At 63.3% G+C, this 17,770-nt stretch carries 15 protein-coding genes; 10 read left to right on the plus strand and 5 right to left on the minus strand.

Annotation, left to right across the window (positions count from 1 at the left end; all coding sequences use genetic code 11):
- Both IE125_RS07630 and IE125_RS07635 read right to left on the minus strand, forming a co-directional pair.
- Nucleotides 1-745 (minus strand): SDR family NAD(P)-dependent oxidoreductase (locus tag IE125_RS07630; RefSeq protein WP_189444053.1); only part of this gene is annotated, 745 nt, incomplete at its 3' end.
- A 119-nt stretch (nucleotides 746-864) separates the two neighbouring features.
- On the minus strand, nucleotides 865-1,662 hold the full coding sequence (locus IE125_RS07635; RefSeq protein ID WP_229808982.1) for a sulfite exporter TauE/SafE family protein: 798 nt from the start codon (nucleotides 1,660-1,662) through the stop codon (nucleotides 865-867).
- Nucleotides 1,663-1,992: 330 nt separating this feature from the next.
- On the opposite strand from IE125_RS07635, the gene IE125_RS07640 reads away from it, so the two are divergent.
- Nucleotides 1,993-3,315 carry an aspartate aminotransferase family protein gene (locus IE125_RS07640; RefSeq protein ID WP_189444054.1) on the plus strand — a complete coding sequence of 441 codons (1,323 nt, stop codon included), beginning with the start codon at nucleotides 1,993-1,995 and terminating at the stop codon, nucleotides 3,313-3,315.
- Between the two features lie 92 nt (nucleotides 3,316-3,407).
- Here the strand turns inward: IE125_RS07640 and pdxR are convergent, their stop codons facing one another.
- Complete coding sequence (pdxR, locus tag IE125_RS07645) at nucleotides 3,408-4,868, minus strand: MocR-like pyridoxine biosynthesis transcription factor PdxR (RefSeq protein WP_189444055.1); 1,461 nt, start codon at nucleotides 4,866-4,868, stop codon at nucleotides 3,408-3,410.
- Nucleotides 4,869-5,140: 272 nt separating this feature from the next.
- On the opposite strand from pdxR, the gene IE125_RS07650 reads away from it, so the two are divergent.
- From IE125_RS07650 to IE125_RS07685, 8 genes are all read left to right on the plus strand, one after another.
- Nucleotides 5,141-6,544, plus strand: coding sequence for a sodium/glutamate symporter (locus IE125_RS07650; protein ID WP_189444056.1), 1,404 nt, complete (start codon nucleotides 5,141-5,143; stop codon nucleotides 6,542-6,544).
- Nucleotides 6,541-8,169, plus strand: a complete 1,629-nt coding sequence (locus tag IE125_RS07655; RefSeq protein WP_189444057.1) for an amidohydrolase — start codon at nucleotides 6,541-6,543, stop codon at nucleotides 8,167-8,169. Before IE125_RS07650 ends, IE125_RS07655 begins: the two co-directional genes overlap by 4 nt.
- An 8-nt stretch (nucleotides 8,170-8,177) precedes the next feature.
- Complete coding sequence (locus IE125_RS07660; protein WP_189444058.1) at nucleotides 8,178-9,119, plus strand: CobW family GTP-binding protein; 942 nt, start codon at nucleotides 8,178-8,180, stop codon at nucleotides 9,117-9,119.
- Between the two features lie 279 nt (nucleotides 9,120-9,398).
- Nucleotides 9,399-10,304 (plus strand): transporter substrate-binding domain-containing protein, encoded by a 906-nt coding sequence (locus IE125_RS07665; RefSeq protein WP_229808983.1) that lies wholly within the window; start codon nucleotides 9,399-9,401, stop codon nucleotides 10,302-10,304.
- Between the two features lie 82 nt (nucleotides 10,305-10,386).
- Nucleotides 10,387-11,028 (plus strand): amino acid ABC transporter permease, encoded by a 642-nt coding sequence (locus IE125_RS07670; protein WP_189444059.1) that lies wholly within the window; start codon nucleotides 10,387-10,389, stop codon nucleotides 11,026-11,028.
- A 24-nt stretch (nucleotides 11,029-11,052) separates the two neighbouring features.
- Nucleotides 11,053-11,718, plus strand: coding sequence for an amino acid ABC transporter permease (locus IE125_RS07675; protein WP_189444060.1), 666 nt, complete (start codon nucleotides 11,053-11,055; stop codon nucleotides 11,716-11,718).
- Complete coding sequence (locus tag IE125_RS07680; protein ID WP_189444061.1) at nucleotides 11,711-12,499, plus strand: amino acid ABC transporter ATP-binding protein; 789 nt, start codon at nucleotides 11,711-11,713, stop codon at nucleotides 12,497-12,499. Before IE125_RS07675 ends, IE125_RS07680 begins: the two co-directional genes overlap by 8 nt.
- Before the next feature lie 152 nt (nucleotides 12,500-12,651).
- Nucleotides 12,652-13,614: a D-2-hydroxyacid dehydrogenase family protein gene (locus tag IE125_RS07685; protein WP_189444062.1), complete on the plus strand. Its 963-nt coding sequence runs from the start codon at nucleotides 12,652-12,654 to the stop codon at nucleotides 13,612-13,614.
- 67 nt (nucleotides 13,615-13,681) lie between these two features.
- Here IE125_RS07685 and IE125_RS07690 read toward each other — a convergent pair whose 3' ends face one another.
- Nucleotides 13,682-14,383 (minus strand): glutathione binding-like protein, encoded by a 702-nt coding sequence (locus IE125_RS07690; RefSeq protein ID WP_189444063.1) that lies wholly within the window; start codon nucleotides 14,381-14,383, stop codon nucleotides 13,682-13,684.
- An 11-nt stretch (nucleotides 14,384-14,394) separates the two neighbouring features.
- A complete protein-coding gene (locus IE125_RS07695) occupies nucleotides 14,395-15,111 on the minus strand; it encodes a glutathione S-transferase N-terminal domain-containing protein (protein ID WP_189444064.1) in 717 nt (238 codons plus the stop codon).
- A 168-nt stretch (nucleotides 15,112-15,279) separates the two neighbouring features.
- On the opposite strand from IE125_RS07695, the gene IE125_RS07700 reads away from it, so the two are divergent.
- A complete protein-coding gene (locus IE125_RS07700; RefSeq protein WP_189444065.1) occupies nucleotides 15,280-17,631 on the plus strand; it encodes an FdhF/YdeP family oxidoreductase in 2,352 nt (783 codons plus the stop codon).
- Nucleotides 17,632-17,770 lie beyond the last annotated feature (139 nt).

The following is a 17,770-nucleotide window of genomic DNA, read 5'->3' on the forward strand; positions in this document are numbered from 1 at the left end:
CAGCGAACGCCTGCCAAGCCTGACGCGTCGGCATCACCTCGAGACGGTTGAAGTTGATGTGGGCCGGCAGCGTCGCGATGTAGAACATCTGCTCGGCGATATCCTCGGCAGTGAGTGCCTCGGTACCGCGATAGAGCTTGTCGGACGCTGCCTGGTCGCCGCCGGTGCGCACCAGCGTGAACTCGGTCTCGGCGATGCCGGGCGCGAGATCGGTGACACGAACGCCGGTGCCGAGCAGGTCACAGCGCAGGTTGTAGCTGAACTGCTTGACGAAAGATTTGGACGCGCCATAGACGTGGCTGCCCGGGTACGGCCATTGACCGGCAATCGAACCCACGTTGATGATCGTCGCGCCGCGGCCAACGTCGATCAGCGTCGGCAGAAGCGCGTGAGTCACGTTGACAAGCCCCGTGACGTTGGTGTCGATCATGGTGTGCCAGTCCTTGATCTCGACCTTCTGCGCCGGCTTGGCCGCCAGCGCCAGTCCCGCATTGTTGACCAGCGTGCGCACGCGCTTGAACGCCTCCGGCAGTTCATCGACCGCTTTCTGCACGGCCTCGTCATCGCGCACATCGAGCACGACGACGTGCACGTCGACCTTGTCGGAGAGTTCCGCCTTCAGCGCGTCGAGGCGATCGCCACGACGCCCGGAGAGCACCAGCGACCAGCCAGCCTCGGCAAAACGATGGGCGGCAGCGCGGCCGAATCCGGAAGTCGCACCGGTGATAAAAGCAACGTCGTTCACAACACTCTCCTCGTTGGTTTTCGTCTCGATTGACGTCGATGCATCGGACGTCGATGACGCCCGAGGATACCCGATATTCCTCTGTCACTGGCTCCCGGTCCGCTCGCCAGCGCCAGGCGTCAACCGTAAAACGCCTCGCGAGCCAGCACCCAGAGCGACAGTGCGACCAGCAGCGGCGCCACGGTCCACTTCATCGAGCGCGGCGGCGAACGCTCGAACGCCCACTGCCCCAGGGCGTTGCCGATCAATGCCGGTACCAGCAGCCAGGCACCGCGTGACAGCGTCTGCGCATGCAGCGCGCCGGCGAACGCGAGACCGATCAACGCTGCGCTGCTGCTGACCGCAAAGAACAGTATTGCCGTGGCGCGTAGCGTGTTCGGCGGCAATCGCTGCTGCAGCAGATAGAGCATCAGCGGCGGCCCGCCGGAAGAGGCCAGCGTCTGACAAAGCCCCGACGCCGCGCCGGCAAACAGCGTGACCGGCGCCCGCACACCACGCGCCTCGCTCACTGTCGACTCACGACGCAGCAGCAGCGACAGCGCCCCGGCCAGCGCCAGCAGCGCGATGGCGATACGCATTGGCGCAGGCGGAACGCTGGCGATCAACCAGACCCCGATCAGCGTCGCCCCGACCATACCTGCCAGCAAGAGACGCAGGCGAGTCCAGTCCGCCAGCCGGCACGCGCGCCGCCACAGGGCAACACTCGCTACCAGATCCAGCAGCAGCGCCAGCGGTACCGCCTCGAGCGGCGGCAAGAAGAGCATCAACCCCAGCGCCAGCAGCATCGCGAAACCGAAGCCGCAGTAGCCGCGAACCGCCCCGGCGAAACACGCCAGCGCCATGGCCGGGCCCAGCACCGGGATCGGTAGCGGCACGGACACCATCACGTCGCGTTCGTCTCGCTCATGAGATGCCATCCGGCAGTCGCGATCTCTTCATGTCATGTTGCCCCGGTAACTGGCTTGTCGAGCCAGCACTTTAACCAGCGTCTCGGCGTGCCTGTAGAGCCAGTTACCGTCATCGCTCGGGACATCCCCAGCCAGGCAGCGCGCCGGTCTCGACCGCTCGGCATGGCTGTCACGAGTGTCGAATCATTCTGGCTCTACGCGAAACGGTTGCGGCCCCCTAATCTGGTAGCGTCAAGTCAGAGAACGACATCGGCCTCTCTGCCCTCGCTTTCAGCCTCAGCCACAACAATCAGCCACGACAATACGCCCCGGTTCCCCGGGAAACACAGGATGCCAGCCATGAACGACAGCATGACCCCGGACGCCGTGTCCAACGAGTATGTCTACCAGCTCGACCGCCAGAACGTGTTTCACTCCTGGTCGTCGCAGGGCAACTTGAGCCCGCTGGTGATCGCCGGGGGACGCGGCTGCAAGATGTGGGACTACTCGGGCAAGGAGTACCTGGACTTCAGCAGCCAGCTGGTCAACACCAACATCGGCCATCAGCATCCGAAAGTGATCGCCGCCATCCAGGCGCAGGCCGGAGAGCTCGCCACCGTGGCACCGGCGCATGCCAATCTCGCTCGCGGTGAAGCCGCCAAGCGTATCCTCGCGCATGCACCGCAAGGATTCGAGAAGGTGTTTTTCACCAACGCGGGCGCCGACGCCAACGAAAACGCCATCCGCATGGCGCGCGCCTACACCGGACGCGACAAGATCCTCTCCGCCTACCGCTCGTATCACGGCAACACCGGAGCGGCCATCGTGGCCACCGGTGACCCGCGCCGCGTTCCCAACGAGTTCGCACGCGGTCACGCCCACTTCTTCAATCCCTATCTCTATCGCAGCGATTTCTGGGCCAGTAACGAAGAGGAGGAGTGCGAGCGTGCGCTCATGCACCTGAAGCGGGTAATCGAGTGCGAGGGGCCGAAGTCGATCGCCGCCATTCTGCTGGAGTCGATTCCCGGTACCGCCGGCATGCTGATTCCGCCGAAGGGCTACCTCGAGGGCGTGCGCAGACTGGCCGACCAGCACGGCATCCTGTTGATTCTCGACGAGGTCATGGCGGGCTTCGGTCGCACCGGGCGCTGGTTCGCCTTCGAGCACTTCAACGTCAAGCCGGACCTGATCGTGTTCGCCAAGGGGGTCAATTCCGGCTACGTGCCGGCCGGTGGCGTCGTCGTCTCCGAGCCGATCTGCCGCCATTTCGACGATCACATGTTCTTCGGCGGCCTGACCTATTCCGGCCACCCGCTCGCCATGGCGGCCATCGTCGCGACACTCGACACGATGGAAGCCGAAGGCATCGTGGATAACGCGGATCGCGTCGGCAACGGCGTGCTCGCCGATGGCCTCAAGCAGATTGCCGAAAAGCATGCGATCGTCGGCGAGACCCGCGGCGTCGGCGTATTCCATGCCCTGGAACTCGTCAGCGATCGTGACAGCCGTGCACCGTTACCCGCCCCGGCGATGGCCAAGATCAAGGGCGCGCTGATCGAGAAAGGCTTATTGCCCTTCGTGGTCGAAAACCGCATCCATGTGGTGCCACCCTGCATCGTCAGCGAGGCCGAGGTCGAGCAAGGCCTTTCGATTCTCGACGACGTGCTGAGCACTGCCGGCTGACACCCGCCCGAGCTGTGCCCCGTCATGCAACCGCCGGCTTCGAAGCCGGCGATTGCGTTGGTAGTGAACGTTCGGCGGGGCGTACCAGCCGATTAGCCAAAGGCTCGCGATAGCCGCTCGATACCCGGGTCGATGCGCTCGGCATCAATGGCACCGAAGCCCAGGCGCATGAAATTTCGCGGCGGCACCTGATCGAAGAAGTGCTGAAAGCCCGGCTCGATCAGCACACCATGCTGCGCTGCCTGCCAAGCCAGGCGCTGAGTATCGGTCGCCTCAGGTGCCTTGAGCCAGAACACGCTGGCATGATCGTCACCCACTCGACGACACATCGGCAGATGGCGTTGGATGCTTTCGTCCATGGCTTCCCAGCGTCGGTGCATTTCATCGGCGAACAGACGCAGGTAGCGATCGTAGTGCCCCTGCGACAGGAACTGCGCCAGCTGCTGCTGGAGGCTGGACGGCGGATGCCGATACATCAGGCGGCGCAGCGCGCGAAGCTCGTCGATCAGCTCGGCGTCCGCTACCAGATATCCCAGTCGCAGCCCCGGCGATAAAGGCTTGGAGAGACTGCTCATGTAGATCACCCGTGAGCCCGCGCGACTCGCCTTCAGCGCCGGCAGCGCGTGGCGGTCGAAATTGACCTCCGCATCGTAGTCGTCCTCCAGCACGACCTGATCGCGACGCAGAATCTGCTCGATCAGTGCCTCACGCCGCGCCCGGCTCATGGTCACACCGGTCGGGCCCTGATGACTGGGCGTCACGTAGAGGTAATCGCAGCTCGCCGCCGCCGCGTCTAAACGCATGCCCTCACTGTCGATCGGCTGGTAGCTGAGATGCGCTCCCTGCCGCAGAAAGACGTTGGCCGCCTCGCGATAGCCAGGATTCTCCACTGCAACACGGGTACGGTTGTCGAACAGGAGCTGCGCGATCAGAAACAGCGCGTTCTGCGATCCCAGCGTAATGAGGATCTCGTCGCTGCGGGCATGGATACCGCGCTTGGGCAACACCCGAGTGCGAAGCTGCTCAATCAGCATCGGGTCGTCCTGATCGTAGCGATCACTCAGCCAGTGGCGCTCGCGCTGCCCACCCAGCAACCGCCGCGAGGCCTCGCGCCACTGTTCCAGCGGAAACAGTCGAGTATCGAGTTGGCCGTAAACGAAAGGAAATTCGTAGTGCATCCAGTTGCTCGGCCGCAGGACGCCCTGCAGATGGCTCGGACGATGGGTGAAACGACTGCTCCATGATGGTGCATTCAACGTTTCTCCGACCGACTCGACGGGCGATTGAAGTGCATCGGTGTCACGATAGGTGTCATGCAGGTAGTAACCGCTACGCGGCCGGCAGACCAGATAGCCGTCCTCGACCAGCCCCTCGTAGACGAGTGCCACGGTATTGCGCGAGATGCCCAGTTGTATCGAAAGCTTGCGACAGGAAGGCAGCGCCTCTTCGGCTGGAATGGTGCCGGTATGGATGGCATCCAGCAACGCCTCCCGCAGCTGCTCCTGCAGACCGCGCTGAGCATCGAAGTCGAGATGGAAGTAGTGGTCAAGCATGTATCACCTCACTGACGAGCTGAAACCTGAGCTGCCGAGTCGGCCGCAGAACTGACTCGCTGCAAGAATCACGCCACGAGCGCTGGAATCTTGCCCGTCTCATGCCGTCAGCTCGCAGAGCGCTCGGACTGTCTCGACCGCTGCTGTCTCGACCACCGGGTGCAACTGTCCTGTGGCACGATCGGCGCCGACTTTAGTATGAATCGACCTGCCGTCTCGCCAGGCGGCTGAACGCCAACCTCACCGGCAACGATAATCAAGAGGATCGCAACATGGGCAGCACCTTTCATGGCGTCATCGCGTTTGCGCTGATGGCGGGCCTGCTGGCAGTCGGCAGTCTGCTTCGCAGCCGTCTCGGCTTCCTGCGAGCCAGTCTGGTTCCCGGCAGCATCGTCGCTGGCGTCATCGGCTTCATCCTGCTCTCGTCGGACCTGATTCCCGGCTACGGACCGTCGGACTTCACCGCGCTCGCCTTCCACTTCTTCACGCTCAGTTTCATGTCACTGTGTCTCACGGGAGGCGCCAAGCCCGCCAATGGTGAAGCGAAGCAGGGCATCGTCGGCGGTGGCCTGTGGCTGACACTGATATGGACCGCCAGCCTCGGCGCCCAGGCAGTCATCGGGTTCGCCTTGATGGCGGGCTACGATCTGCTCAGCGGCAGCGATTTGAGCCCGCTGCTCGGCGCCATCGTTACCCATGGTTTCACCCAGGGCCCGGGGCAGGCGCTCACCTACGGCACCATCTGGGAGAACGATTACGGCATCGCCAATGCCGCGCAGGTCGGAGTCATCTTCGCGTCATTGGGCTTTGTTGCGGCGTTTGTCGTCGGCGTACCGGCAGCGCGCTACTTCCTGAAGCGCGGCCTGAACAGCAACCGGGAATCGACGCTAGATGCCGACTTCATCAGCGGCTTTCATGCACCGACGCAGCAGCCCATCGCCGGCAAGCAGGTCTCGCACTCCGGCACCGTTGACTCGCTGGCCTGGCATATTGGACTGCTCGGTATCGCCTACGTCATCACCTACGTCTGGCTGACGGCGATGCAGCCGCTCGTCGCCGGCAGTCAGGTGCTGTCGGTCTTCTTCAGCTACAACCTGTTCTTCATCCATGGGCTGACCGTCTGCGTACTGATGCGCCTGGCGATCGACCGCTTCGGCTGGTCGAGCAAGGTCGACGATGACACGCTCAAACGGATCACCAGCGGTTCGGTCGATTTCATGGTCGTCGCGACGATCATGAGCATCCAGATCGCCGTACTGTCCGCCCTGCTGGTTCCCATCATCCTGGTGGCGGTGGTCGTCACGCTGGTCACCTTTCTCGGTGCCATGGCGATCGGCAAGCTCAGTGGCCGGCTCGGCCCTGAACGCGCGGTCACTGCATTCGGCTGCTGCTGCGGCTCTACGGGTACCGGCCTCTTACTGCTGCGCATGCTGGATGCCGACTTCAGCACGGCGGTCCCCAAGGAGCTCGCGTTCTTCAACATCGCGATCATCGTCGCTAACATCCCGACGCTTTTCTTCTTCTCCCCCATTGCACCGATGCTCGGCACCTGGAAATACCTGGCGATCTTCGGCGGTTACGCTGTTGTAGCGCTGGCCTGCATTCCGCTGCTGCTCAAGTGGCAGCGTCGCCGCGCGAACCACCCGCCATCGACCGAGGAGCCGAATCCGACATGAGCCTGCGGATCTACAGCGCCCAACGCATTCTGACCATGAATCCGACGTTACCGGAAGCGACACATATCGCCGTTCGCGATGGCCGCGTGCTCGGCGTGGGCCCCCTGGACGAACTCCAGGACCTGGGCGAATACACGCTCGACGAACGCTTCGCCGGCAAGGTGATCCTTCCCGGCTTCGTCGAGGGTCACAGCCATGCACTCGAGGGCGTGCTGTGGGAGTACGCTTACGCCGGTTACTTTCCGCGTCAGGACCCGGCCGGACACACCTGGCCTGGGTTGACCGATATCGCCTCGCTCCAGAACCATCTACGTCGGCAGATCGCCGAGCTTCCGGCAGCAGCCCCGCTGATCGCCTGGGGCTTCGATCCGATCTACTTCCCGGACCGTCGCCTGGACCGCAACGACCTCGACGCGATCGATGCCGAGCGGCCGATCGTGGTAATCCACGCCAACCTGCACATGATGACGGTCAACGGTGCCATGCTGCGGCAGTCGGGGCTCGAGGCGCGGGCCGAAATCGAGGGCGTGATGACGTTCGGAGATGGAGAGCCCAACGGTGAGTTGCGCGAGATGGCGGCCATGTTCGCCATCTTCGACACGCTGGGAATCGACCTCTTCGATCGCGGCAGCGAGCCGGAAACTCTGGTTCGCTACGCGAAAATCGCGCAGCGCCACGGCGTCACCACGCTGACCGACCTCTACAATCCGCTCAGCGAAACCGGGGTGGAGAGCATGCTAGCCACCTGCGCGCGCGCCGACGTGCCCATGCGCCTGGCGCCCGCGATGAGCGCGCTGACCTACACCGCGGAGGTCGGTATCGAGCGAGTGGTCGACTGCCGCGAGTCGAGCACGGACAAGCTTCATTTCGGCCTGGTCAAGCTGATGACCGACGGTTCCATCCAAGGCTATACGGCGCGACTCAACTGGCCGGGCTATCACGACGGTAAGCCCAACGGCATGTGGAACGCAGAGCCGGAGCGTCTCACCGACATCGTCCAGCGCTATCACCAGGCCGGGCTGCAGCTACACATCCATACCAACGGTGACGAGGCCGTCGATCTGATGCTGGACGCGATCGAGTCCGCTCAGGAGCTATGGCCGCGCCCCGACCATCGCCACACGCTGCAGCACTGCCAGATCATCAATCAGGCGCAGATGAAGCGCGCCGCGCGCCTCGGCGTGTGCCTCAACATGTTCGCCAATCACCTCTACTACTGGGGCGACATCCATCGCGAACGCACGCTCGGCTTCGAACGCAGTCAACGTCTGGAACCGCTGGCTTCGGCAGACCGTCTCGGTATTCCCATCGCAGCGCACTGCGACGCCCCGGTCACCCCGCTGTCGCCGCTTTTCACCGCCTGGTGCACCGTGGCGCGGCAGACCGCCAGCGGCAAGACACTCGGCGCCCATGAAGCGCTGGATGTAGCGCGCGCGCTCAAGTTGATCACGTTGGATGCCGCCTACACGCTGAAACTCGATGATCGTATCGGCAGTCTCGAGGTGGGCAAATTCGCCGATATGGCCATCCTCGACGAGGACCCGCGCGATGTGCCGCTCGAACAACTCCCGCATCTGCACGTGGCCGCCACGATGGTCGGCGGCATCGTGTTCGACAACGACTGAGCGCCACCATGAGCGGCGTCAGACGCGATACCCGCAGCACCGAGGAGCCGACGACCATCGCGGTGACGCTGGTCGCCGGCTATCTTGGTGCTGGCAAGACCACCTGGCTGAATGACCGACTGCGCGAGGGCGTCGCCGAGGATACGCTGGTACTGGTCAACGATTTCGGCACCATCAACGTCGATGCCGAGCTGATCGAATACCAGGGCGAGCGACTGCTGCAGCTCTCCAGCGGCTGCCTGTGCTGCTCGCTTAGCGACGAGCTAGGCACTCAGCTCTCGCGGATCTCGCGCTGGCCGCACCCGCCTACGGCGCTGATCATCGAGACCAGCGGCGTCGCCCGCCCCGAGCGCATCGCCGACATGATCCGCGTCGCACGACGCTATCGTCTCGAGCGCATCGTCACACTGGTCGATCTCTCCACGCTGACGCGGCGCCTTGACGATCAGCGTGTCGGCGACCTCGTGGCCAGCCAGATCGTCCACGCCAACGAGCTGTCGATCAATCGGGAAGCACTGCTGACATCGGACGCGCAGGCCTGCGCCTTTCGACGTCTTGCCGAGCTGGCGCCCACTCAGGCCACCGTAATCTCGTTATCGACCTCGACCCTCCCCGCGAAACGCGCTAGATCGCGCCCGCAGGCCCAGGCAACGTTCATCCCCGCGGCCCCGACGCCGGAACCCGACTGGCAGCGTTTCAGCGTTCGGTTATCGGCTTCGATATCGCGCAAGGCGCTCGAGTCTCTGCTCGCAGCGCATCAAGACGCCATTGCCCGTGCCAAGGGCTTCATCGACTGCGACGGCCGCCGCTATGTCTTTCAATGGAGCGGCGGGCGCCCCTCGTGGACACCCACCACACCGGGCCGCGGCGGACCGAGCCAACTGACCGGCATTGGCTTTCGCAGCGAGAGGCTGACGCGACTGATCTGCGCGCTTGAGAAGCTGGCTTGAAACTGTTTCTGGCATGAAAATTGCTCATGTATTTTGCACCCTTGATGCCTGCCGGCGAAACCACTGTACCCGGCGCACAAGCGAGCTCATCGCGGACCGCGTTATCTGGCCAGCCGAACTCGGGTAACTGGCTCTATAACGAGACGCGAAGAATTCTTTAGGGTGGATCTACCGGAACGCAGGGCGGGCCAATCGACAAGGCGAACCCATCCGGCCACCAACAAAACCAACAAAGACGACGTCGATCGACAACAACAGTCAACAACCAGAGGGTTCTTCATGATGCGCTTCCCGATTCGCCAAGCGACACAGCCGTCGCGCCGTCTCTCCAAGCTCTTCGCGACTGCGATCACCGGCACCCTGGTGGCCCTCTCGCTGACGAGCTCGGCGTTCGCCGCCGATCTGCCCGAGATCGAGAGCCGCGGCAGCCTGAGCGTCGCCACCGAAGACAACTACGCCCCCTTCAACTACATCGAGGATGGCAACGCCGTTGGCTTCAACGCGGACATGCTCGTGGAATTGCGCCAGTACGCCGATTTCGACGTCAAGCAGGACATCCTGCCATGGACCGGCCTGCTGGCCGCCGTCTCCACCGGCCAGTACGACATGGCCCTGACCGGCGCATCGGTCTCCGACGAGCGTCTGCGTGTGTTCAACTACACCGCGCCCTACGCTTCCGCGCAGCATTTCGCGATCAAGCGCGCCGATGACGACAGCATTCAGAGCGTCGAGGACCTGGGCGGCAAGACGCTGGGTGTGCAGGCGGGCAGCGTGCTGCTTTCCCGGCTGCCGGAGCTCGAGAAGATGCTCAAGGAAAAAGGCGAGGAGATGGGGGAAGTCGTCCAGTACGAATCCTATCCAGAGGCCTTCGCCGATCTGGCCAACGGTCGTCTCGACTTCGTCATCGACTCCGCAGTGCCGGTCAACACCCTGGTCGCCTCCAAGCCGGACGTCTTCGCCAAGGGACCGGCGGTCTCCGGTCCAGGCTACGTCTCCTGGCCGATTCCCAAGTCGAGCCCGAAACTGCTGGCGTACATGAACGGCTTCCTCGACCACATGCGTGAAACCGGCCGTCTGGCCGAGCTGCAGGAGAAATGGTTCGGCGAAAGCTTCCCGGATCTGCCCACCAAACCGCTGACCAGCGTCGATCAGTTCCATGAGCTGCAGTTCAGCAACATGAAGTAACGCCTCCGCGCCCCACCGACGCAAGACGCGCCGCGGCCTGTCCGCGGCGCCATTCGCTTGAATGCTTCATGGAGAGATCATCATGAACGCCAGTGCCTGGCATATGCTGCTGGAAGGCGCCTGGACGACGCTCTGGATCTCCGGTGTCTCCATCGCCATGGGGGTCACCGCCGGCCTCGTACTCGCGCTGATTCGCATCGCCAAGATTCCCGTCGTCGACCAGGTTCTGGTGCTTTATATCAGCCTGGCCCGCGCGACGCCGCTGGTCACGCTGGCGCTGTTCATCTTTCTCAGCGCGCCGACCTTCGGCATACAACTGGACCGCAGCGTGGCAGGGATTCTCGCGCTCACGCTCAACACCACCGCCTTCAACGCCGAGATCTGGCGCAGCGCCTTCCGCAATTTCTCGCGCGAACAGCGCGAAGCGGCCATGGCGACGGGCATGACGCCATGGATCACCTTCCGTCGCATCATGCTGCCGCAGATGCTCATTACCAGCCTGCCCGGTCTGATCAACGAAATGTCGTTTTTGATCAAGGGCAGCCCGGCCATCGCGGTCATCGGCATCGTCGACCTGACTCGCGTCACCAATCGCATCTCCGCAGTGACCTACGAACCGCTCCCGCCGATCCTCGTCGCCTGCGTGCTCTACATGGCGATCATCGGCTGTCTGGTCTGGGCGCAGCGCGTGGCGGAAAGACGCGCCAATCGCCTGGCCGTGTAAGCCGAGGATGCCAAGGAGAACACCATGAACAACTGGCAAATTCTGTGGCAGGCGCGAGACCAGTTCTGGTCGGGCTTTCTCAGCACCATGACGATCTTCGGCCTCTCGATCAGCGCGGCTTTTCTGATCGGCTGCGTCATGCTCTATCTGCTCGAGGGGAGCCGGCCGCGCCTGGCCATGCCGCTTCGCGTCTTCATCGACGGCATGCGCATGCTGCCGTTTCTGATTCTGGCCTATCTGCTCTACTACGGCCTGCCCGGCCTGGGTATCCGACTCGATGCCTGGTGGTCCGGCATCGGCGCGCTCGCGGTCTATCACGGCTGCTACTTTGCCGAGATCTTCCGCGGCGCTCGGTTGACGTTTCCGCCGGGGCAGGTCGAAGCCGCCAAGGCGCATGGATTCACCAAAGGCAAGATGTTCCTGCGTCTGATCCTGCCGCAGATCATCATGCAGACCCGGCCGCTGCTCGGGAACCAGCTGATTTACGCGCTCAAGGACACGGCATTTCTGGTCATTATCACGGTGCAGGAGCTGACCGCCGCCGCGAACAGCCTCTCCGGCACCTATTTCATACCCACCGAGGCGTTCATCGTGGTCATCGGCTTCTACTGGGCGGTGAGTATCGTGATGGAAGTCATCATCAAACAGTGCGGGCGCTTCAGCGCCAGACGGGGGTTCGACAATGTCTGAAGCTGGTATTGAATCCAGGAAAGCACCAACCGATGCCGCGGTCGCGATCCGTAATCTGTCGAAGAGCTTCGACAATGTCGAGGTACTGCGCGACGTCAATCTCGAGGTCAAGAAAGGCGACGTCGTGACCATTCTGGGCTCGTCGGGCTCCGGTAAATCGACGCTGTTGCGCTGTATCAACTGGCTGGAACAGCCGGAGCGCGGCAGCATTCATATCGCCGGCGAGCGCATCGGCACGACCGACGATGGCCGCGCGATGTCGGTCAAGGCGCTGGCCCGTGTGCGCGCGAAGACTGGCATGGTGTTCCAGGGCTTCAATCTCTGGCCGCACCTCAACGTGCTGCACAACGTCACCGAAGCACCGATCCACGTGCTCGGCAAGTCGCGGCACGAGGCCGAGGCTCACGCCCGCGAACTGCTCGAGAAAGTCGGCATGTCGCACAAGATGGATGCCTACCCCAATACCCTCTCCGGCGGGCAGAAACAGCGCGTCGCGATCGCCCGCGCCCTGGCCATGCAGCCGGAGGTCATGCTCTTCGACGAGCCGACCTCCGCACTCGACCCGGAGCTGGTGGGCGAAGTCCTCGGCGTGATCAAAGATCTGTCCGCCGAGGGCTACACGATGGTCATCGTGACCCACGAGATGGCGTTCTCACGCGCCGTTTCCGACCAGGTCGTGTTTCTGGAGAAAGGATTGATCATCGAGCAGGCCGATCCGGAAACCTTCTTCACCAACCCCGCCACCGAGCGCGTGCAGAAATTTCTCGAGCGCCACGACTAGCCTCGCGAAACCGATAGCCTCGCGAAACCGATAGCCTCGCGAAATCGATAGTCCTGCGGGACCCGTCGCCCCCGCGACCACCGCTCGCGCTCGACAGCGCCTCCCGAACGTGCCAAAACTGAAATCCACGCGATCATCCGGGAGGCACTGCCATGGCGACGACGGTCACGGTACTGGACGACTACCAAGGGTGCTGCGCCTTTCTCGACGCCGCCCACGAACTCGACGACAGCGACCTCCGGCTCGATGTCGAACATCGCCACCTTGCGGCCTCGGCGCTGCCGGCGCGCCTGGCCGACAGCGATGCCGTGATCCTGATTCGCGAACGCACCACGCTGACACGCGAACTATTGGCGCAACTACCCAACCTCAAGCTGGTCGTGCAGACCGGGCGACTCTCCTCGGCCATCGACCTCGAAGCGTGCGACGATCTGGGTATCGCCGTGCGCGACGGTACCGGCTCGCCCACCGCCCCGGCCGAACTGACGTGGCTACTGATCATGGCCGGCTGCCGCCGCCTCGGCGGCTATCTCGATCGCCAGGCCCGCGGCGAGTGGCAACGCAGTAGCGATCGCCTGGAGACCGAATCGCTCGGCCACGCCGTCAGCGGGCGCACGCTCGGCATCTGGGGGCTCGGCAAGATCGGCAGTCTCGTCGTCGGCTACGCCGAGGCCTTTGGCATGCAGGTCATCGCCCACGGGCGCGAGTCGAGCGCCGGGCGTGCCTTCCAGCTTGGCGTCGAATTCGAGCCCGACCGTCGCGCGTTTCTCGCTCGCTGCGACGTCGTCACGCTGCATCTCAAACTGAACGACGAGACACGCGGCATGATCAGCGCCGCCGATCTTGCCGCCATGCGCGCCGAGGCGCTGCTGGTCAACACCAGTCGCGCCGAGCTGATCCGCCCGGGCGCCCTGCTCGATGCCCTCGATGCCGGCCGCCCCGGTAGCGCCGCGCTGGATGTCTACGAGAACGAACCCGACGGCGCCCGTCCCTACCAGCATCACTCACGCGTGCTGGCGACCCCGCACCTCGGGTTCGTCGAGCGAGACACCTTCGAGCGCTACTTCTCGACCGCGTTTCGTCAGGTCAGGGAGTTTTTCGCGGCCAAGAACTGACGCACTGGATTATTGATGGACCCGGCGCCGGGTTCGTCAGTCATCACCGCCAGGTCCAGCGTTGCTTTCACCGCTCGAACAGGTGCTTTCGCGCCTCGTCGGTCATCTCCACCCCGTTTCTGGGATCGATCAGGTCGGGATTGATCTCTTCGGCCTTGGCGTAGGCACGCTTGACCGCGGCGCGTTCGCCGACCTGCTCGAACCAGCGCTGCAGGCTGGGGAAGTCTTCGAGATCCTGCCCCTGCTTCTCGTGGGAGCGAATCCACGGCCAGATGGCGATGTCGGCAATGGAGTAGTCGTCGTCGGCGACATGGTCATTGTCGTCGAGCTGGCGGTCGAGCACGCCGTAGAGCCGCGCGGTCTCTTTCACGTAGCGCTCGATCGCGTAGTCGATCTTCTTCGGCGCGTAGTGTCGAAAGTGATGATTCTGGCCTGCCATGGGGCCGAGGCCGCCCATCTGCCAGTGCAGCCACTGCAAGACGCGGTAGCGCTGGCGACCGATCTCGGGCAGGAATTTACCGCTCTTGTCGGCGAGATACTCGAGAATCGCGCCGGACTCGAACAGTGCCAGCGGCTGACCGCGGTCACTCGGAGCGCGGTCGACAATCGCCGGTATCCGATTGTTGGGCGAGATCTCGAGAAACGCCGGCGCGAACTGTTCGCCCTTGCCGATGTTGATCGGGTGAATCCGATAGTCGAACCCGGCCTCTTCGAGAAACAGCGTGATCTTGTGCCCGTTGGGCGTCGTCCAGTAGTAGAGATCGATCATCGCTCGCCTCCTCAGCCCAGGTTGTCGTAACCACCTTCGATGTCGACGATGCGCGTCGCGCTGCGCCCGAGGCCGCCATGCAGATCGAGCATGCGCTGGAACCAGGCGTAGACCGGGTCGGCATTGGAGATGAGATCCGCCGCCGAGCAGACCCGTGCCCACATGAACACGCCGACTACCAGATAATCGGCGGCGCCGGCCACGTCACCATCCAGAAATGGCGACTCTTCCAGACGTCCGCGCATCGGTTCCAGCGCGCGGTCCAGCATCGATAGCCCCTGACTCGGCGAGTGCATCTCCTCGAGCGTGCGCCCGAACGCCTTCTCGCGAGAGGTGCGGAAGTATTCCCGGTCATCCGGATGCACGGCGTTGTAGACGTCCATCAGAATCGTCTTCAGCACGCCCGGCCCCAGCGAGCGCTCGGCGTAGAACTTGAAGAACCGCGCCCGCGCCTCGGCGGTGTCGTCTCCGAGCAGCGGCTTCTCCGGATAGACGCGGTCGAGATAACGGAAGATCTCGTAGCTATCGACCACGGTTTCGTCGCCATCGACGAAGACCGGCACCTTCGGCTGATCGGAGAAGGCAATCGCTTCCTTGTCGGTGAATTTCCAGGGAACGAAGTCGCACTCGAGTCCCTTGTGGGCCAGCGCGTACTTCACCCGCCAGCAATAAGGAGAGAATCGCAGCCGCTCATCGCGGCCGCACAGATCGAACATCTTGCGGCTCATCTCGTGCTCCTGGTGACAGTCCGACATCGTTTGCGTCGATGCAGCATGTCCAAGGGCCGATCCGGCGTCAAACCGTTTCCCACTCGACGACCTCTCTGCGTGAACGCGAGATCGTTGCCATACTGCAGTCGAACACTCACGAAATCATGACCGCAGGGAGGCAAGATCATGGCGCGTCAGCTCAAGGATGAGGAAGTGCACGGCCGACAGGCGAAACACGATGCGCCGGGGGGCGGCTGGCAGTCCGTGCAGGCGACGGAAACACACTTCTTGCGCGAGCGAGTGCCGTTCAAAGGCAACGCGCTGATGCTCAAGATCAACACGCCCGACGGCGGGTTCGAATGTCCGAGCTGTGCCTGGCCCAACCCGGAAAAGCCGGGACCGGCGGAGTTCTGCGAGAACGGGGCCAAGGCGGTGGCGTGGGAGGCCACGGCGGCACGTACTACGCCGGAGTTCTTCGCGCGGCATACAGTGACCGAACTGCTTGCCTGGTCGGATCACGAGCTGGAAAAGCAGGGCCGGTTGACGCATCCCATGCGCTACAACGCGACGACCGACAAGTACGATCCGATCGATTGGTCGACCGCCTTCCGCGAGATAGGCACGCAGGTCGCCGGATTCGACCCGAAACGCGTCGAGCTCTACACCTCCGGGCGCACCTCCAACGAGGCGGCGTTCCTGTGGCAGCTCTACGGTCGGATGCTCGGCACGCAAAACTTTCCCGACTGCTCCAACATGTGTCACGAGACCACCACCGTGGCGCTGCCGCAAAGCATCGGCGTGGGCAAGGCGACGACCACGCTCGATGACTTCGAACATACCGACTGCGTGTTTCTGTTCGGCCAGAACGCCGGTACCAACAGCCCACGCATGATGGGACTTCTGCACGAGGCACGCCTGCGCGGCGCCGAAGTCATCACGTTTAACCCGCTGCGCGAGCGCGCACTGGTCAAATTCGCCAATCCGCAGACACCGAAGGACATGGCGACCAACCACGGCGTACCGATCAGTACGCAATACCACCAGGTCCGGATCGGCGGCGATATCGCCGCGATTCAGGGCATGTGCAAGCACATTCTCGAGGTCGACGACGCGGCGCGTGCCAATGACGGAAAGCGCGTGATCGACCATGACTTCATCAGTATGCATACGGATGGCTTCGAAGCGTTTGCCGACCACTGCCGTTCGCTTGCCTGGTCGCAAATCGAACGCCAAAGCGGGCTCGCGCGCGATGCCATCGTTGACGCGGCAGACGCCTGGATTCGGGCCGAGCGTGTCATCTGCTGCTGGGGAATGGGCATTACCCAGCACATCCGCGGCGGTGACAACATCCATCAGATTCTCAACCTGCTGCTGATGGGTGGTCATATCGGCCGGCGTGGCGCCGGCGCCTGCCCGGTGCGCGGCCATTCCAACGTACAGGGCGACCGCACCGTGGGTATCTTCCACAAGTCCGGCGAGGCGTTCCTGTCGAAGATGGACGAGGTGTTCGGCATCGAGTGCGAGCGTGAGCATGGTCACGATGTGGCGCTCTGCTGCGAGGCGATCCTCAGAGACGAAGTCGACGCCTTTCTCGGCATGGGCGGCAACTTCTTCCGCGCGATCGCCGATCAGGCTCGCGTCGCACCGCACGTGGAGAACATCGCGCTCACGGTGCAGATCGCCACCAAGCTCAATCGCAGCCACCTGATTCACGGCAAGTCGGCTTATCTGCTGCCGACGCTCGCACGCACCGAAAAGGACGTACAGGCCGGCGTCGAACAGACGATCACCATCGAAGACGGGATGTGCAACGTACAGGGATCGAAGGGGCAGATCGAACCGGCGTCACCGCATCTGCTCTCCGAGATCGCCATCGTCGCCGGGTTAGGCAAGGCCACACTCGCGCCCAATCCCAAGGTCGACTGGGAGTGGCTCACCGAGGACTACGCGCGCATCCGCGACAAGATCGAGGCAACGCAGCCCGGCACGTTTTACGACTTCAACCGGCGTCTGACGGAGAGGGGTGTCTTCCATCTCGATATCGCCGCCCGCGATCGAGTCTGGAACACCGACTCCGGCAAGGCGCATTTTCTCTATCCCGACAAGCGTCTGACCGAAGACGATACGGCACCCACCGACACCCACTTCCAGCTGCTTTCGATCCGTGGACACGATCAGTTCAACACCACCGTCTACTCCTATGACGATCGCTATCGAGATATCTACGGTACGCGTATGGTGCTGATGATGAACCCGCGCGATATCGAGAGGCACGGCTTCGAAGCCGGCAATCGCGTCACGCTACATGCAGTGAGCGATGATGGCATTGCGCGCAGCGTCTCGGGCTTCAAGATCATCGCCTACGATCTGCCGGAGAACTGTCTTGGCGCCTACTATCCGGAGGTCAACGATCTGATCCCCGTCGCCAACCGCGATTTCCAGAGCAACACCATCGCCGGCAAATCGATCCCGGTGACACTTGAGCTCATGTCGACCGAGGCCATAGAAGCCGAAACCGGCATGCTTGCAACCGGCTGACACCGCCCTCCCTCTGACACCCTTCCCCAGCCGACGCCCGATGCTGTCCCGCCAGCCTCGGGCGTCGGTCCATTGGTCGCAGCCACGCACGCCGAAACGCTCGCAGGCATCTCTTCCCGCTCCCACAAAGCGTAGTTTT

This window comes from Salinicola rhizosphaerae (genome assembly GCF_014652715.1).
In the GTDB taxonomy this organism is placed as follows: Bacteria; Pseudomonadota; Gammaproteobacteria; order Pseudomonadales; family Halomonadaceae; genus Salinicola; species Salinicola rhizosphaerae.

Bases quoted from the DNA above. Each gene is read 5' to 3' on its own strand.
- IE125_RS07635 (WP_229808982.1), bottom strand. From the start codon at position 1,662: ATGGCATCTCATGAGCGAGACGAACGCGACGTGATGGTGTCCGTGCCG.
- IE125_RS07640 (WP_189444054.1), top strand. From the start codon at position 1,993: ATGAACGACAGCATGACCCCGGACGCCGTGTCCAACGAGTATGTCTAC.
- pdxR (WP_189444055.1), bottom strand. From the start codon at position 4,868: ATGCTTGACCACTACTTCCATCTCGACTTCGATGCTCAGCGCGGTCTG.
- IE125_RS07650 (WP_189444056.1), top strand. From the start codon at position 5,141: ATGGGCAGCACCTTTCATGGCGTCATCGCGTTTGCGCTGATGGCGGGC.
- IE125_RS07655 (WP_189444057.1), top strand. From the start codon at position 6,541: ATGAGCCTGCGGATCTACAGCGCCCAACGCATTCTGACCATGAATCCG.
- IE125_RS07660 (WP_189444058.1), top strand. From the start codon at position 8,178: ATGAGCGGCGTCAGACGCGATACCCGCAGCACCGAGGAGCCGACGACC.
- IE125_RS07665 (WP_229808983.1), top strand. From the start codon at position 9,399: ATGATGCGCTTCCCGATTCGCCAAGCGACACAGCCGTCGCGCCGTCTC.
- IE125_RS07670 (WP_189444059.1), top strand. From the start codon at position 10,387: ATGAACGCCAGTGCCTGGCATATGCTGCTGGAAGGCGCCTGGACGACG.
- IE125_RS07675 (WP_189444060.1), top strand. From the start codon at position 11,053: ATGAACAACTGGCAAATTCTGTGGCAGGCGCGAGACCAGTTCTGGTCG.
- IE125_RS07680 (WP_189444061.1), top strand. From the start codon at position 11,711: ATGTCTGAAGCTGGTATTGAATCCAGGAAAGCACCAACCGATGCCGCG.
- IE125_RS07685 (WP_189444062.1), top strand. From the start codon at position 12,652: ATGGCGACGACGGTCACGGTACTGGACGACTACCAAGGGTGCTGCGCC.
- IE125_RS07690 (WP_189444063.1), bottom strand. From the start codon at position 14,383: ATGATCGATCTCTACTACTGGACGACGCCCAACGGGCACAAGATCACG.
- IE125_RS07695 (WP_189444064.1), bottom strand. From the start codon at position 15,111: ATGAGCCGCAAGATGTTCGATCTGTGCGGCCGCGATGAGCGGCTGCGA.
- IE125_RS07700 (WP_189444065.1), top strand. From the start codon at position 15,280: ATGGCGCGTCAGCTCAAGGATGAGGAAGTGCACGGCCGACAGGCGAAA.